Source organism: Sporolactobacillus nakayamae (assembly GCF_900113325.1).
Classification (GTDB): Bacteria; Bacillota; Bacilli; order Bacillales; family Sporolactobacillaceae; genus Sporolactobacillus; species Sporolactobacillus nakayamae.
In genome coordinates this window covers 18,596-33,196 of sequence record NZ_FOOY01000030.1, presented here as the reverse complement: position 1 = coordinate 33,196, position 14,601 = coordinate 18,596, and the positions used below count along the sequence as shown (strand labels likewise).

Here is a 14,601-nt window from a genome sequence, read left to right as displayed (position 1 = left end):
TCAATTGAGGGCTGAATAAAAGCTAAGAACCGTCGGAACGACGGGGTTCGCCTGCTCAAAGAAATGAGCCGCTACCCAATGATAAGTCGTGTTGGGCAAGCTTATTGTTCGCAGGAACTTTTGATTGAGAGATCAGAAGCCCGCGACTTTAGTCGTGGGAGGTTCACTTTCAACTTATAGTTAACGACTCCGGTGTTCAATAGTATATGATCGATATCTTGGTCCGTTAGATTCGCGCAGTACTGAATATCAAAATTATTGAATGCCTTCCTGTACTCTTCTCTTTTGTTTAGTACAATTGACCAAGACAGACCTGCCTGCGCGCCTTCCAAGACGAGCAGTTCAAATATATAGCGGTCATCATGATTTGGCCTGCACCATTCAGTATCATGATAGAGGCGCATGAGTTCATTTGTCTTTGCCCATGAACAAGTAGATTCCATAATTTCTCCTTATTATTTGATTTCATCGACTGCTTTCTTACCGATTTAATCTTTATGACTGTAATGCCATTATAGTTCATTAAATATGACGACATATTGTCATATTTAATGAATAAGCGGTGTACTCTTTTGTTGCTATTCATTTGCATCAGCTCCACTCCCCTGATACCACTATTTTTACACAATTGATGCTGTACAACCCGGTTCGCAAAAATCATAATTGTTAGTAATCCATGCTCTGCCACTAAACACACGAAAACTGGAGGCTGTCAGTCAGATGGAACAGATTAAAGATAAGGTTGTTGTCATTACCGGCGCATCAAGCGGTATCGGCGAAGCCACTGCTCGAAAGCTTGCCAATGAAGGGGCCAAGCTCGTTCTCGGTGCGCGCCGTACGGAAAAACTTGATGCATTAGTTTCTGAACTCATCAACAATGGCGGAGACGCCTGTTATCAAAAAACAGATGTGACACGTAAAGAAGACGTTCAATCACTGATTAATCTTGCCGTTGAAAAATATGGTCGAATTGATGTGCTCTACAACAACGCAGGCCTGATGCCGCTGTCCCCACTTCGCGATTTGAAAGTTGATGAATGGGAACGTATGATTGATGTCAATATCAAGGGTGTCCTCTACGGAATTGCGGCCGCACTCCCAATTATGCGCAGCCAAAATTCAGGACATATTATCAATACCGATTCTGTTGCCGGTTTTGCCGTAAATCCGGGAGGATGGGCGGTTTACAGTGGAACCAAGTTTGCGGTTCGGGCCATTGCCGAAGGATTGCGGTTGGAAGAGTCTCCGTACAGCGGGATTCGTGTCACCGACATTTCGCCCGGAGCTGTTCAAACCGAGCTTCCAAGCACAATAACAGATCCAACACTCAAGAAACAGGTTGAAGAAAAAGAGAAATTCAACGGTATTAAGCCGGAAGCGATTGCCAACGCTGTCGCTTACGCAATCAGCCAACCGGACGATGTATCCATCAACGAAGTGATCATACGCCCAACCGCGCAGAGAAACTAATTTAACGCAGTGCCTCGCAATGCAAAATTAACCATCAAAAAGAATCGGAGGTATCCTTTGCGGATCGTCTTCGATTCTTTTTTCAACACTTAATTCAGCAGCATTTCCGACGTCATAACTAGTTAAGTGAATACGTTAGTTGCTTGGAAAGTTCAGGTTGTGCTTGCTGCACATAGACATCCGCACGCGAACTATTCTTCGGGATCTCAAATTCAGTTACATAGGTAAAATTAAGCCCGACAAGATCCTGGAGAAAGGCAGGCTGCTGCCAATCAACATGGTAGGCAATACTCGTTTGATTACTGTTATCAAAAAATGGTTCATTCTGATCGTTGGGTACATCAGATGGACGATAGGACCGTCTGGCAATGGATAAACGATGAGGTTCAAATTCCGGAACACTCGCCCATGTCTGTTTCGCGGTGCTGGATAGTGAACGAAACTCTTGCCTATAGTGAATGGCTATTGAACTCGGTTTCAAGTTTGCCGGGCTATAGTCTACCTGTTCGTCGCCGATCAGTGCAAATTTACGCTGTCCTTCGTAAATAAGCGTCAAACGAATACGCATGAACTGTGTTCGTTGAGGAAATTTGGAATGAAACGCTTCGTTAAGCGCGCGTTTATAGTCTTCTTTGGACAGGTATTGCTGATGATTCGATGTCATTTTCAAATAAATGTTATCTTGATCTGCCACTTGGCCGGTCATTTCAGTTAACTGTTTCATCTTTGATTTGCCCGCAAGCGAATCATTTGCAAACTGAACCCCCGTTGCATCTGAATGCTGCTGACTACGATCACCCGGGCGAAATGGTTGATCCTGAACTTGCAACGTTTCAGGGTCTGCGATCACAGCGGATTGATAAAGCTGATCCAGATATGTATAACCTGCGTAAACAAACAACAAAGCTATACTCACAGAAAACAAAATCAATAGCTTTCTATTAATTGGTAATCTCCCCCTTCATGCAGCCTGTATAGTGTATAATGATACCAAGTCATCATTAAAAAATCGAATTGGGGATGAGTTTGTGGGCTTTCGCCACTTGCTGGTCGCATTCATTTTTATATTCTTCCAATTTAATATTGCTTCAATCGATGTTCTGCCTGATGTCGTTGGCTATATTTTAGTTTTTATCGGCACAAATAGACTACTATCCTCTATTCAGAACGATCGGTTTATACGAGTAAAACATTCGAGCCTGCTCTTAATTCCTCTATCAGCATTAGACCTCTTCATCCGGCACTCCGCTGTTTTAAATGGTGTCATCAACAATGCTCAGACTAGCGGAAGAATCTTTTCACTCACTTTTTCTGCAGTAACAACCATTCTGCTTATCTACTGCGTCTATCACTTATGTAAAGGCATTGAGCAAGAGGCACAACGCATTGGGAACGCCGAACTCGCTTCAAAGGCGAATTGGACCGGTTGGCTCTTTTTGTCCTATAGTGTCGTCACATTTCTCATCATTACAACAGGAATCTTATTCACAAAAGATGCTTCAGGCACGATCAATCTTAATCAGACCGCGGGAGCCGTCCTCTTCGCCCTGCTCTTCCTCTATATGCTCACTACCGCCTTTCAATTATTTATTCTGCTAAACGAGACAAGAAAAGTGTTTGCTGCATCTCTAAACAAATAGGTGAACGCATCTATTTAGAATTCATATAAAAGGTACCACACCTGCTTCGCGAGCTGCCGAACTTCCCCAGCTCTTAGGATGTTTTGCTATCAATGTCAGAAAACAGCAAGGGGTAGAGGCTGTACAGTAGTTGGTGTCTGCGGGAAAAAAAACGAAGTCCTGCGGCACAAGATTTGCTCATATACGTCACCAAAGAACTCTCTGCTGTGACCACACGTCTGCGTGCTGAAGGCAAGTTCCTTTTCCTATTTTAATTAAAGTTTAGCGAGAACTCCTTTACTCCAAATGGTCGTTTTGAATCATCAAGCTTGTGCTTGAACAGACAGTTCTATTCCACACGGGTAGGAAAGTATAAGAAAACATTTAAAGGAAACGAGTGTAAGCGGTCCGAAAAAACGCCGCGTCCTGCGGCTCACCGGACACTAGGCCGTCCATGGCCGTCGCAACTAAGTCTTCGCCTTCGCCAGAGGCTTGGCGAAGCCAAGTTTTCTAACACTGATAAAAAAGTATAAAAAAATTAAAGATTCAAGGAAACGAGTGTAAGCGCAACTAAGTCTTCGCCTTCGCCAGAGGCTTGGCGAAGCCAAGTTTTCTAATAAATCATTTTGGTCCTTAATTAAGGAGCGAGGGAAATAAGCGGAGATTTTCCGGTTATTTCCCTCATGGCGCTTGTTTCACAGGTAAATAAGGGTAATTTTTCCGCTTATTCATGGAAAATCCCTCCCTTTTCACGTTTTTCGATCCGATAAGCGGAATTTCTCCGTCTATTTAAGCGATTTTTTCATTTATTTTCTAAATAAGCGGAATTTTTCCGTTTATTCTCGGATTAAGGCACTTACCTGATCGCCCAACCGGTCAGTACGAATTGGGAATTCGCACTTTATGACCTATCATCGTATCAGCAAAGTACAACGCTAAACTTTCTTTTCTTGTTAGGAAATGCCGTAAAAAAACGATCCGAAGGCGTTCGGATCGCTTTTTTGCTTCATTCTTCAACTTACCGACGAACATTCACTTCGTTCGCTGCTTCGGAAACCCACGCGGCATGCGCGTCGTCGGTGTCAAACGGGATGCTGCAATCAGCGCTGAGCAGAATGCCTTGATGTCCGTTTTCTTCGAGCAGACGCTTTGTCTCCGCCTGAATTTCTTCTTTGCTTCCTTTATAGAAGACACCGTTCTCCGTATTTTCAAAACCACCCATCACCGCGCGGCCGTCAAACAGTTTCTTTCCTTCTTTTAAGGAAACTTCTTCAACATAAGAAGCCCAGTGGAACGCTTTTACCGGATAGTTCGTATAGTCGCCTAAGCGATTCCGTTTGCCTTCAAAGCCGCAGATGTGAATCATGTTATAATCATGAACATCTTGCACTGCGCTCAGCAGTTTCACCTCGCTGGGCTGCACGAACTGCTGCCACTGCTTCGTACTAATGACTGAATCCTGCGGCTGCTGCACGCACAGATAGATGCCGTCAATCCCCGACTCCTTAATCAATTTGGTACTTAAAACAATCAGGTCATCGGCAAGAACAGCAAATGCATCAGCAATCGCCTGAGGATCTTCTCTTAAAAAGCGGTAAATCTTCTCGAAATCCTGTTCAAGGATCTCAAAACGCAAGCGCAACTGGTACCATGGCGAAAAAATATTGTAAAAGCTGCCGATTTCACCATTGTAGTGTGCAACGATTGCTTTAATCGCTGCAACTTGACGCGTAATCCATGGATCATTCGCATCAATGCGCTGAATCTTCTTCAGGTCTTCCGGCGTTTCAAATGTGTTGTCAATCACGCTGGGATGCAGGAAGAATCCGTCACTCATAATCTTTGTAAAATCAGGCTTATAGCGATCATAGAAACGTTGTTGCCGCGCAACAACGTCATCGATCACCGCCTGATCACGGTAGCCAAGCACTTGTTTCTTCTCATCAGACAGATAGTGATGCCAAAATCCGGCCAACACTTGGTCTGTCGGCTTATTATCGAGCGCATCGAGTAAAATCTGATGTTTGTTTTCTGTCACAACAGTCACTCCCTGTATTTTGCCTTATGCGAGACGCCATCCGCCATTGACATGGAGACTCTGACCGGTGATGTAACTTGAATCATCGGAAATCAGAAAAGCGATCGGTTTTGCAACTTCAGACGCTTGAGCCGCACGCTGCATTGGCACTTTTTTGCGGTACTTTTCAATGTTTTCCAGAAGACGCTCATGCGTCATTTCCGTATCCGTAATCCCCGGAACAACCGCATTAACACGTACATTTTTTGGCGCTCCTTCCAGCGCCAATGTCTTTGTCAAGCTGGTTACTGCACCCTTTGAGGCAGCATACGCATCGTAATTCGCGATTCCGTCAAAAGCATCGACAGACGTCACATTAACAATGCTGCCGAATCCTTGAGCGATCAGTTTCGGAAGCAGTGCCAGACTTGGGTACAGCGTTCCATAGAAGTTAACATCCATGATTTCCTTCCATGATTTATCATCATAGTCGAATACATCCGTCGTGTAGAAAATACCTGCCGAGTTGACCAACCCGTCAATACGCCCGGTTTTTGCATAGATTTCATCAAACACCTGCTGAACAGCTGCCTTATCGGTCAATTCCAATTGATAGGTTGTGCTTTGAACGCCTTCACGGCTTGTCTCGGCCTGTACCTTAGCCAGACGCTCCGCATTTCGGCCAATTAGATGCACGTTGTACCCTTTATCAGCTAGAGCAATCGCAGCTGCCCGGCCAATGCCGCTGCTTGCTCCGGTAACTATTACATGTTTCTCATCGCTTGCCATGCTGCTATCTGTCTCCTTCATTGATTCGGCTTAAATCACACAGCTTCATACGTTTGCTAAAATGTCCGTCAAGAACTTCTTTGTTCGTTCTTCAGAAGGATTCTCAAATATTTTTTTCGGATCGCCTTGTTCGACAATGTGCCCGTCTGCCATAAAGATCACACGATTGGACACATCACGGGCAAAACTCATCTGGTGCGTCACCACAACCATCGTTGTCCCTGAATTTGCCAAATCCTGCATGACTTTCAGCACTTCCCCGACAAGTTCCGGATCCAAGGCTGATGTCGGCTCATCAAAGAAAATAACCTCCGGATTCAGCGCAATCGCCCGAGCAATGCCGACGCGCTGCTGCTGTCCGCCGGAAAGCTGTGACGGATAGTGATTTTTACGATCCGAGAGCCCCACCCGCTCAAGTGCATCCAAAGCAATTTTCTCCGCTTCACTTTTCTTCACTTTGCGTGCAACGATTAAGCCTTCCGTAATGTTCTGCAAGGCCGTTTTATTGTTAAAAAGGTTATAGTTCTGAAAGACAAAGCCGACATTGCGTCGAATGGTATTGATGTCTTTTCCATTTAATTTCTCGAAATCTTTATCTACTCCGGCAAATGTAATATGCCCGCCATCAGCCGCTTCCAAAGTGGTTATTGTTCGTAATAACGTTGTCTTGCCGGAACCGCTGGGCCCAATAATCGAAATCACATCGCCCTTGTTCACATCAATGCTGATGCCCTTTAGAATTTCATTACCTTCATAGCCTTTCTTCAGGCCTTCAATTGTGAGCATTGTTGGTCCTCTCGCTTTCTGCTAAATCTGTTTTCACTACTAATTTCGGTTGCTTAATACTAAAAGGATTCCAGTTAAAGCCGGTTGTTCTCTTAGCTGATCGTCGATACTTGCTGAAATAACGCTCAAGCAGGTTGAAAATGATTTCCGCGCCGTAGCAGATAATCAGATAGTAAACCCAAACAACCAGGTAGGCTTCCAGAAAATTATAGTTAAAAGCCGCCTCCGTTTTCGCAATCGCAGTAATATCTTTAACAGACATGATGAAAGCCAAGGATGAATTCTTAATCAGGTAGAGCGTCGCGTTCGCGATATTAGGCAGCGCCGAGATGAGCGCCTGCGGCAATATGATTCGCCAAAAGGCCTGACGCGGCTGCATCCCGACCATCAACCCCGCTTCCATCTGTCCTTTATCAACCGTCTGCAACGCTGAGCGGAATACTTCCGTCAAGGTCGCAATACTGTTTAAAGTAAAGACGATGTACGCATAATAAATTGGATTAATGCTGAAGGCTGCCTTGCCGATCATCATATTTAACAGACTCGGAAACGCACTGTACACAATCAGAATCTGTGCGATAATCGGTGTACCTCGGACCAAGGACACATAGAATTTCACAATCAGTTCCAAGCCCTTGATCCGATAGATCCTGATTAATGCAAATAAGACACCGATCGGCAATGAAATCAGCAGCGCAACCAAGACAATCTGCAGTGTGACGGGAACACCTTGAATGGCTGTTTGGGCAACTTTTACCATGAAGTCTGTATTTAATGACATTTAAGCGGCCCCCTTAAACTGCAATCGTCTTTCTTTTTGCTTGATAGGATTTCTCCACTAGAGACACGCCTTTGTCAACTGCCAGTGAAATAACCCAATAAATCAACGCTAAAGCACAATACGTCTGCCAAGCATAGCCGCCCGAATTATTGGCGACAATCATTTGTGCCTTGGCGACCATGTCAACAACCCCGATAGTAAACGTCAATGCCCCTTCTTTGAGAAGATTAACAACTGAATTAGCGAAGTTGGGAAGTGCGACGACAAAGGCTTGCGGCAAAATGATTCGATAAAACGTTTGAAATGGCGTCATACCAACCATCAATCCAGCCTCCATCTGCCCTTTGGAAATCGACTCATGCGCCGAACGAAAAAGTTCAGAAGCCGGTGCTGAAAACAGAACAGTTAATGCAATAATGACAAAGTACATGCGGTTCCAGCCATCAATATTCGTATGGAACCAGTTGTTAAAAAGCATTGGCATGCCATAGTACACCACGAAAATCATGATAATTGACGGCGTTGCCCGAATCACACTCACGTAAACACGAGCAAGCACCCGCAATACAACCGACTCACTCATTTTTGCCGCTGCCAGCAGCAAACCAAGCAGACTGCCTAAGATAATTGATGATAACGAAACAATTAAGGTGATGTTAATGGCCGGCAGCAACTGACCCAAAAAATTGATAATTAGTTTGATATTATCCATTTACATACCCTCAACTTTTTGATTACTTAAATGGCTGATCGAGCAACTTGAAGTTATCCTGGCCAAAGTATTTCTCTGAGAGTTCTGATGCTTTTCCGGAATTAATAATCTTCTTAATTGCTTTGTCATAGGCTGCAGCGAATTCCTTCTGATCCTTATTAAAGAGCGGATACGTTTTGATACCGCCTAACGTAACGTAGGTCAGCTTGTCCTTCAAATCAGCATTGGCGCCGTTTTTCTTTTCTACAAGGGCTTCAAACATTGGACGGATTGCGAAGAATGCATCGTAACGGCCTTCGTTAACCCACTTCAAAGCATCGGAAACAACAAATGTATCGGCACTTCCCAGATCGATCTTCGGATCATTTTTCTTGTTGTAATCAGCGATGACCGCATATTGTCCGTTTTGCGGAGCAATGGGAACAAGCTTGCCTTTGTTTTTAGCCAGTTTCGCCAAACCGCCGAATTTATCCTTATCTTTTGTGCGCACAACAAAGCCGGAGTCACTCACACCGAAATAGTTCTTTGGAAAGAGATAGGTCTTCGCGCGGTCTGCTGTATAGAAAATATTCTTAACACCGACTTGGTACTTGCCGCTCTTAACACCGATTAATACGTCATCATCACTTGTACCGACATAGTCGAATTTATATTGAGGCAATTGCTTATCAATTTCACGCATGATCGCAACGTCATAGCCGTCGCCTTGCTTCTTGTCGTTTTGATACGTGATCGGAAAGTTCGTGGTCGCATAGGCTACTTTAATTACCTTTGGCTTGTCGGAACTTGCTGCTTTGTTGGAAGATGCCGACTTATTCGAACCCAATCCACCTAGAAAATAAATACCTCCAGCGACAATGACAACTGCCGCGATTACTCCGATGATGATCTTGTCTAACTTTTTCATGTTGCTCTCCCCTTTAAATAAATGAAAGTTTTATTTGGTCAAACGCTATGGTTTGTTGTTTTAATTGTTCGCCCGCACCGTCAAAATTCAATTGAACGATGTGGTTTTCCGAACCCTGTTTAAAAATCAATTGCCGATCTTGCAGCTGTATACGGTATTCGGCAGCTGCTTTTTCTGATTGACCATCAAGCAGTTGGCCCCAAATAGTGGCTGCTTTTTCCGGATCAGGTACATGGAAAACAGCTTGTCTCGCCAGCAAATCACCAGCAGGATGCGACACGATGAGTCCCTGATCTTTAAGTTTCTGCTCGCGCGTCTCATCACTGCCTTGCCATTGAATGAAAAACGGATAAGGCAAACCATCAATGGTGCCGTCAATGAAGAAAATTGACCAAGTGATCAGATGCCCTTGTTCGTCCAGACGTTTGCCGACCTCGATGTCTCCGGCAGGAACGCCAGCTTGTTTTAAACGTGCGTGTGTCGCTTCAATGTCCGATGTGCGGATTGCAAGAGTGTTGATCCGCTGCACGTTTTGCTCGTAATCGTGAACGGCGTCATACACAGCGGAAGCTCCTGCACGTGGAAAGTCCTTGGCACGTGCCTCATCATATACAGAGATTAATTCAATATAATTCAGACCAAAATAGCCCAATGCATTTTCGGTACCCCACTTTTCATGGCGCCCTCCACGAGCAAACACGATGCCGTGATCTCCGAAAAAGCGGGCAGCCTGATCGACATTTTGAACGTTGATCATCGTATGGTCCCAATTTAAAACAGCCATGTTTACTCCCCTTTTCCTAATTCTGTTGTCCTTCGGATCGCTGCGAGTACAGCATTTTGAACACCTGCTGCAAAGTCGCTTGCATCCAGTTCATGTTGCGCTGTGATGCCTACACCGCCTGCCGAGTTATTGATATCCAACAGTTCATAAGGGTGTTTTCCGGTAATCTCAAGCATTTTCGCTGCGCCCTGAAGGTTCTCCAGCGCGATTTCATTCGCTTGTTTTCTCGACAATCCGCCAAGCACGCCGGCATTGGTCAGTGCAAGATAGAAATTGTACACATAATTTGGTCCGGCAATCGCATAACCGGTATAACTATCAATTTGTTCTTCAGGAATATAGTCAACTTTTCCGAAGCTCCTCAGAAATTCATCCACGTCCGCTTGCTTTGCTGCTGCATTCAGCGCTGCTCCAGTAACTCCGAAGCCTGTGTCCGTTAGCGTGTTCGGAATAATACGAACGAGCGGATAATCCGGAGTTTCCAGTGCATGCTCCAATTGCTCGATCGTGACACCGGCAATGATCGAAACCAACGGCTTCTTCAGGCCGCTCGCGCCAATCCGTTTGGCAATTGCTGCCCAATCATCCTGCGGGCGAACGCCCAATAAGATAATGTCCGCATTTTCTAACGCTTCAGGTCGGAATTCTGTGTCTGCGGTCACGTGATAACTTTCCTCTAAGTAGTGAACTCGATTCGGGCTAATATCTACAACCTGTGTTGTATCCGCTGAAATCGCCTGATTCTTTAATGACGCACGAATGATCGCCTCAACCATTTGTCCGCCGCCAATAGCGTATAAAGACTTTGTCATATCCTTCTCCTCCATTTTGCAAAAAAAATCGTCTTAAAGCTGATTGGGCTTAGAGACGACGTATTCATCCATACTTTGTAATCGAAAATACTTTTTCACTCGTAAAGGGTGACTATCAAGTGAAATCAGCCTCAGTCAATTCGATACCAATGGATCTGCGCCGTACAAAGCCATTTAGATTCATACACATGAATTGGACACAACACATCAGCATCATTGAAACTAATTTCATCTCACACTCACCTCTGATCGCGATTTAGAACTGCAAAAACTATATACCCTATGGTAATAGTATGTTTTAAGGTTGTCAATGAATTATTCTTCCATTAACTTTGACATTCAATCTATTAGAAACCGCTTAACCCTAGTTGTCCCCCTTGATCATAGGTTGTTTGAGCTATGAGATCATTGATGTAAAAAAACATTTTACTAGATTGGAAATTTATCACAAATGGATTTTTTGAACGGATACTAGTTCAATGGCTCATTGCGCAGCGTTAACGGCTCATTGTTTTCCATTGTCGCGCGGTACAAACGGATGGTTCCGGTGGCCGGTTCAGAAGCGTCCGAATGAATCTCAAAATCTTTATTTAATGACAGCGTCCACACGGCTTGATCATCTCTCTTCAGCACAACAGCCAGAGTACCAAACTGAACGATACTGTCCCACTCAAATAATTCGGTCGTGCCAGCTTCAGTAACTGAAATGCCTTTTGTGTTGCTGATCACTAATGCGCCTCCACCCTGCCATTGTCCATGAATTTCCGCACCCACATAATAGTAAGATCTGCCCCCGCCGCGATCGCCGTACGTACCAATGAATTGCTGAATCTTATCATTTGCATCCGTGTACGTCAGAGCGGCACTATCATTCGCTAACCATTTAAGTTTATACCGATCATTCGCTCTATAGGGAAGGACCTGCTTAGGCCGACAAAAAATTCCATAGTAGCTCCGATAATAAATGGCTGCTCCGGTCGCCGGATTTTCTTTAACAACGAATACATGCTTCCAATCAGGCGATATGCTGGTTATGTTGTTGGTTTCCTGACTGTTTTCAACAAGCAGAACTCCATTCACAATGAAAAACAGAATGGCCGCGCCGGAAAGAATCCATATCATTTTTCGCGTGAGCACAAGTAAAAGCAAAAGAGACACTGTGATCCCCAAAAAACACAGGCAGTTAATAATGAAGAAGAGTTGATTATCGATATACTCTACTTGAAAAAAACGATGCATGACTAAATAGCCAATCTGCAAACCAAAAAAGCCGATGGCGAGCAATAATGAGCACCAGCCCAAGACCGTCGTCCATTTATTCCTGTTGATTTTCATCCGGCTGTACCTCCTCGGAAAAGGCCCATGTTCTACCATTATCCTTTGAAATGAATTTTCCTTTCACTTTTCCGCCTTTATAGTCGCCATTTGGGCCTTGGTTCACGAAAACGGCCAAGCGATTTCCTTCTCTTGTTGGAATTTCCGCTGTAACAAAGATCTTGAGATATTTTTGGGGCATTGTAAACACAGCCTTCGACCAGGACTTTCCTCCATCTTCTGTCACGTAAAGCTCCGGATTTTCAGGATTAATGGTTCCATAGGACAAAAATCCGCTAGATTCATTGACAAAACCGCCATCTGAAATTAACTGCGTAACCCCTGTAGAAGCGGTTTCCTTCCAGCCGCGTCCTCCATCCTGTGTTAAAAAGACTCTTGAACTTTCCTGAGACATCGTTCGATCACCAGATAAGATGACATAACCGAAGTGGTCACTAATAAAACCTATTTTTCTGAAGCGCAAGGCGGTAAAAGAGGTGGTCACAGTGGAATTGTGCCATGTTTTTCCCTGATCAAGGGAATAGGTGAGTACAATGCTTTTACTTTGCGGATCCGCGCCTTCTGAATGCAGGAATGCCGTTCGATATTTGGTTAGCAGATAGCTCCCGTCAATCAATTCCTGTTTATTTCCGTTGTATTCTCCGTCAAATAACTGATCTCGATCAACCGGAACCTTGACCCAGCTCTTCCCATTGTCGTAGGTTATATTTAGCTCACTTTTCTGTAACGTGTAGTTTATCGGGGCATTTGTGACGGGACGTAGCGGCACAGGCTGCAATTGTTTAGGCTTGTCCTGTGCACCAAACGCTTGACTGCGCACCGGTATGAAGCTGATCAGATTTTCGTAATTAACTAGAGTCATGATTAAGGCGATCATTATGAACCCGCATACACTAAGTACTATCGTTTTCAAAGAAAGGACTCCCTCTATTAATTTGTGGGGAATTTTGGAGATTTTCTTTCACAATACCAAAGGGGCGCAGACTATACAAATTCATGTCCTCGTTGACGGTAAGTAAACGATTGTCATTCGTTTAATTGATAATTGTAGTCATCATATACCTTGTAAATCCCGACTGTCCCGGAGCCGCCTTTTTCAAGAAGTTCTTTCGATTCTTCTCGAATGAGATAATAGTAGCCTCTTGAATCTTTTTTCTTATGCACATCCAGCGGTTCGAACTGAATATCCGAATCTTGCCCTTCTTTTAAATGGGTCTTCAATACATTAACTGCTTCATCCGCATTGGCTACGAACGTTTGACTGTTGGTTGCTGAATCATTTGACGCTGATCCTTCTTGACTTTCGCCCGACAATGCGCCTGTCGAAGAAACAGTTAAAGTTGAGCTTTCAATGGTCTTTTTTTGACTGGATGAAGATTCCGTGACAGAGGAACTATTGTATGAAGAGGATTTCTTTGAAGACGATTCTTGACTCGCTCGCGTGACTTTCTTCGCTGTCGAATCGGATGGTTTGGACTTTGTTTCATCGTTTGCATGATCTTGTCCACATCCCGTGATTAAAGCAATGATCGTAACACAAAGCACAAGTTTATTTATTTTTGTCATAGCAAGACACCTCCACATAGACCAGTAGCCTCGTTGCTATTTTAGCATAGCTCAGTTCTCTCTGTTCTGCTGAAAAAACCCCGTTTCCATAAAAGGTAACGATCCTAATTTAGTGACAACATTCGAGTCACCCCAGAGCAGGGATCTTTCATTGGTTCTCTAACAAACCCTTTGAGGGGCGATACGCTCTCTTGGGATTAGCAAAAGTCAGTTTTCTGCCAAACACTCAATTGATAAATGGATTACTCCCACCGTGATATAATTAGCATGGAATACAGCCTTAATCTAGATAAAAACCAGTGAGGTACAGTCATGCCAACACGAAGAATTCCCCTTTCCTGCACGGTGAACACGCGGGATCTAGGCGGTTATCTAACAAATGACGGCAGGATTACAGCGTTCGGAAGAATCATCCGCAGTGATGTACCGGAATCATTCAGCCCGGAAGATGCAGTGCTATTGAAAAATTTTGGCGTCACAACAGCGCTCGACTTCCGTTCAAAGCCGGAAATAGAGCGGTTGCCAAGCGCCTTTGAACGATCCGCCGACTTTAATTATTTTCATTGCCCATTTGCATTTGGCAATCGCAATCCTGCTTCGAAAGCCGAAGTCCCCTCGCTGTACGCAGAGATGCTTGCTGATTTCCCCGCGATCAAACGGATTCTCAGTATCATCATTCGGCAAAAAGGCGCCGTTTTCATCCATTGCTATGTCGGCAAAGACCGTACCGGTGTTGTAGCCGCACTGCTGCTTCTTATTGCCGGTGTCTGCATCAGTGATATTCTCGCAGACTATCAAATTTCCTATACCTATTTGCGGCTCAGAATACGCGAATTGCTGCATCAGCACCCGGAGATTCCAGATTTTACCGGTCGCTCCGATATGGAGTACATGGAAGCGACACTGAATCATTTCTTTGAAACATATGGTACGGTCCAAGACTATCTTCAGCAAGTTGGTATGCATCCGGATGAGATCACATCGTTGAAAAACAAGCTGTTCTGAGACGATGTAAGAGGGTTT

At 44.4% G+C, this 14,601-nt stretch carries 16 protein-coding genes; 3 read left to right on the top strand and 13 right to left on the bottom strand.

The window, feature by feature from the left end:
• Positions 1-101: 101 nt before the first annotated feature.
• Entirely contained in the window at positions 102-443 is a 342-nt protein-coding gene (locus BM003_RS15810) for a DNA-3-methyladenine glycosylase I (protein WP_093674621.1), read from the bottom strand.
• Between the two features lie 277 nt (positions 444-720).
• Between BM003_RS15810 and BM003_RS15805 the strand changes: the two genes are divergently transcribed.
• The gene (locus tag BM003_RS15805; RefSeq protein WP_093674620.1) at positions 721-1,470 is read left to right on the top strand and encodes an SDR family oxidoreductase; all 750 of its coding nucleotides are present in this window, start codon (positions 721-723) and stop codon (positions 1,468-1,470) included.
• A gap of 118 nt (positions 1,471-1,588) precedes the next feature.
• On the opposite strand, the gene BM003_RS15800 is transcribed toward BM003_RS15805, so the two are convergent.
• Positions 1,589-2,371: a hypothetical protein gene (locus BM003_RS15800; protein WP_143128486.1), complete on the bottom strand. Its 783-nt coding sequence runs from the start codon at positions 2,369-2,371 to the stop codon at positions 1,589-1,591.
• A gap of 127 nt (positions 2,372-2,498) precedes the next feature.
• Between BM003_RS15800 and BM003_RS15795 the strand changes: the two genes are divergently transcribed.
• Positions 2,499-3,110 (top strand): hypothetical protein, encoded by a 612-nt coding sequence (locus BM003_RS15795; RefSeq protein WP_093674618.1) that lies wholly within the window; start codon positions 2,499-2,501, stop codon positions 3,108-3,110.
• Between the two features lie 997 nt (positions 3,111-4,107).
• Here the strand turns inward: BM003_RS15795 and BM003_RS15790 are convergent.
• The 11 genes from BM003_RS15790 to BM003_RS15740 all read right to left on the bottom strand — a co-directional run bounded on the left by BM003_RS15790 (position 4,108) and on the right by BM003_RS15740 (position 13,578).
• Positions 4,108-5,127 (bottom strand): uroporphyrinogen decarboxylase family protein, encoded by a 1,020-nt coding sequence (locus BM003_RS15790; RefSeq protein ID WP_093674617.1) that lies wholly within the window; start codon positions 5,125-5,127, stop codon positions 4,108-4,110.
• 24 nt (positions 5,128-5,151) lie between these two features.
• Positions 5,152-5,895, bottom strand: a complete 744-nt coding sequence (locus BM003_RS15785) for an SDR family NAD(P)-dependent oxidoreductase (RefSeq protein WP_177184837.1) — start codon at positions 5,893-5,895, stop codon at positions 5,152-5,154.
• A 45-nt stretch (positions 5,896-5,940) separates the two neighbouring features.
• Positions 5,941-6,681, bottom strand: a complete 741-nt coding sequence (locus tag BM003_RS15780) for an amino acid ABC transporter ATP-binding protein (protein WP_093674615.1) — start codon at positions 6,679-6,681, stop codon at positions 5,941-5,943.
• Positions 6,668-7,462, bottom strand: coding sequence for an amino acid ABC transporter permease (locus BM003_RS15775; protein ID WP_093674614.1), 795 nt, complete (start codon positions 7,460-7,462; stop codon positions 6,668-6,670). Before BM003_RS15775 ends, BM003_RS15780 begins: the two co-directional genes overlap by 14 nt.
• Positions 7,463-7,475: 13 nt before the next feature.
• Positions 7,476-8,174 (bottom strand): amino acid ABC transporter permease, encoded by a 699-nt coding sequence (locus BM003_RS15770; RefSeq protein WP_093674613.1) that lies wholly within the window; start codon positions 8,172-8,174, stop codon positions 7,476-7,478.
• A 22-nt stretch (positions 8,175-8,196) separates the two neighbouring features.
• Positions 8,197-9,081, bottom strand: a complete 885-nt coding sequence (locus tag BM003_RS15765; protein WP_093674612.1) for a transporter substrate-binding domain-containing protein — start codon at positions 9,079-9,081, stop codon at positions 8,197-8,199.
• 13 nt (positions 9,082-9,094) lie between these two features.
• Entirely contained in the window at positions 9,095-9,865 is a 771-nt protein-coding gene (locus BM003_RS15760) for a VOC family protein (RefSeq protein ID WP_093674611.1), read from the bottom strand.
• Between the two features lie 2 nt (positions 9,866-9,867).
• Positions 9,868-10,677, bottom strand: a complete 810-nt coding sequence (locus tag BM003_RS15755; RefSeq protein WP_093674610.1) for a pyrroline-5-carboxylate reductase family protein — start codon at positions 10,675-10,677, stop codon at positions 9,868-9,870.
• Between the two features lie 471 nt (positions 10,678-11,148).
• Positions 11,149-12,012: a hypothetical protein gene (locus BM003_RS15750; protein ID WP_093674609.1), complete on the bottom strand. Its 864-nt coding sequence runs from the start codon at positions 12,010-12,012 to the stop codon at positions 11,149-11,151.
• Positions 11,993-12,925 carry a WD40/YVTN/BNR-like repeat-containing protein gene (locus BM003_RS15745; RefSeq protein ID WP_093674608.1) on the bottom strand — a complete coding sequence of 311 codons (933 nt, stop codon included), beginning with the start codon at positions 12,923-12,925 and terminating at the stop codon, positions 11,993-11,995. The genes BM003_RS15750 and BM003_RS15745 overlap by 20 nt, the downstream gene beginning before the upstream one ends.
• 113 nt (positions 12,926-13,038) lie before the next feature.
• Positions 13,039-13,578: a hypothetical protein gene (locus tag BM003_RS15740; protein WP_093674607.1), complete on the bottom strand. Its 540-nt coding sequence runs from the start codon at positions 13,576-13,578 to the stop codon at positions 13,039-13,041.
• Positions 13,579-13,890: 312 nt separating this feature from the next.
• Between BM003_RS15740 and BM003_RS15735 the strand changes: the two genes are divergently transcribed.
• Positions 13,891-14,583: a tyrosine-protein phosphatase gene (locus tag BM003_RS15735; protein ID WP_093674606.1), complete on the top strand. Its 693-nt coding sequence runs from the start codon at positions 13,891-13,893 to the stop codon at positions 14,581-14,583.
• Positions 14,584-14,601: the final 18 nt, after the last annotated feature.

What these genes read in the sequence shown, in the direction of transcription:
- BM003_RS15750 (WP_093674609.1), bottom strand. Translation starts at nt 12,012, where the DNA reads ATGAAAATCAACAGGAATAAATGGACGACGGTCTTGGGCTGGTGCTCA.
- BM003_RS15765 (WP_093674612.1), bottom strand. Translation starts at nt 9,081, where the DNA reads ATGAAAAAGTTAGACAAGATCATCATCGGAGTAATCGCGGCAGTTGTC.
- BM003_RS15775 (WP_093674614.1), bottom strand. Translation starts at nt 7,462, where the DNA reads ATGTCATTAAATACAGACTTCATGGTAAAAGTTGCCCAAACAGCCATT.
- BM003_RS15740 (WP_093674607.1), bottom strand. Translation starts at nt 13,578, where the DNA reads ATGACAAAAATAAATAAACTTGTGCTTTGTGTTACGATCATTGCTTTA.
- BM003_RS15810 (WP_093674621.1), bottom strand. Translation starts at nt 443, where the DNA reads ATGGAATCTACTTGTTCATGGGCAAAGACAAATGAACTCATGCGCCTC.
- BM003_RS15760 (WP_093674611.1), bottom strand. Translation starts at nt 9,865, where the DNA reads ATGGCTGTTTTAAATTGGGACCATACGATGATCAACGTTCAAAATGTC.
- BM003_RS15770 (WP_093674613.1), bottom strand. Translation starts at nt 8,174, where the DNA reads ATGGATAATATCAAACTAATTATCAATTTTTTGGGTCAGTTGCTGCCG.
- BM003_RS15755 (WP_093674610.1), bottom strand. Translation starts at nt 10,677, where the DNA reads ATGACAAAGTCTTTATACGCTATTGGCGGCGGACAAATGGTTGAGGCG.
- BM003_RS15735 (WP_093674606.1), top strand. Translation starts at nt 13,891, where the DNA reads ATGCCAACACGAAGAATTCCCCTTTCCTGCACGGTGAACACGCGGGAT.
- BM003_RS15785 (WP_177184837.1), bottom strand. Translation starts at nt 5,895, where the DNA reads ATGGCAAGCGATGAGAAACATGTAATAGTTACCGGAGCAAGCAGCGGC.
- BM003_RS15805 (WP_093674620.1), top strand. Translation starts at nt 721, where the DNA reads ATGGAACAGATTAAAGATAAGGTTGTTGTCATTACCGGCGCATCAAGC.
- BM003_RS15780 (WP_093674615.1), bottom strand. Translation starts at nt 6,681, where the DNA reads ATGCTCACAATTGAAGGCCTGAAGAAAGGCTATGAAGGTAATGAAATT.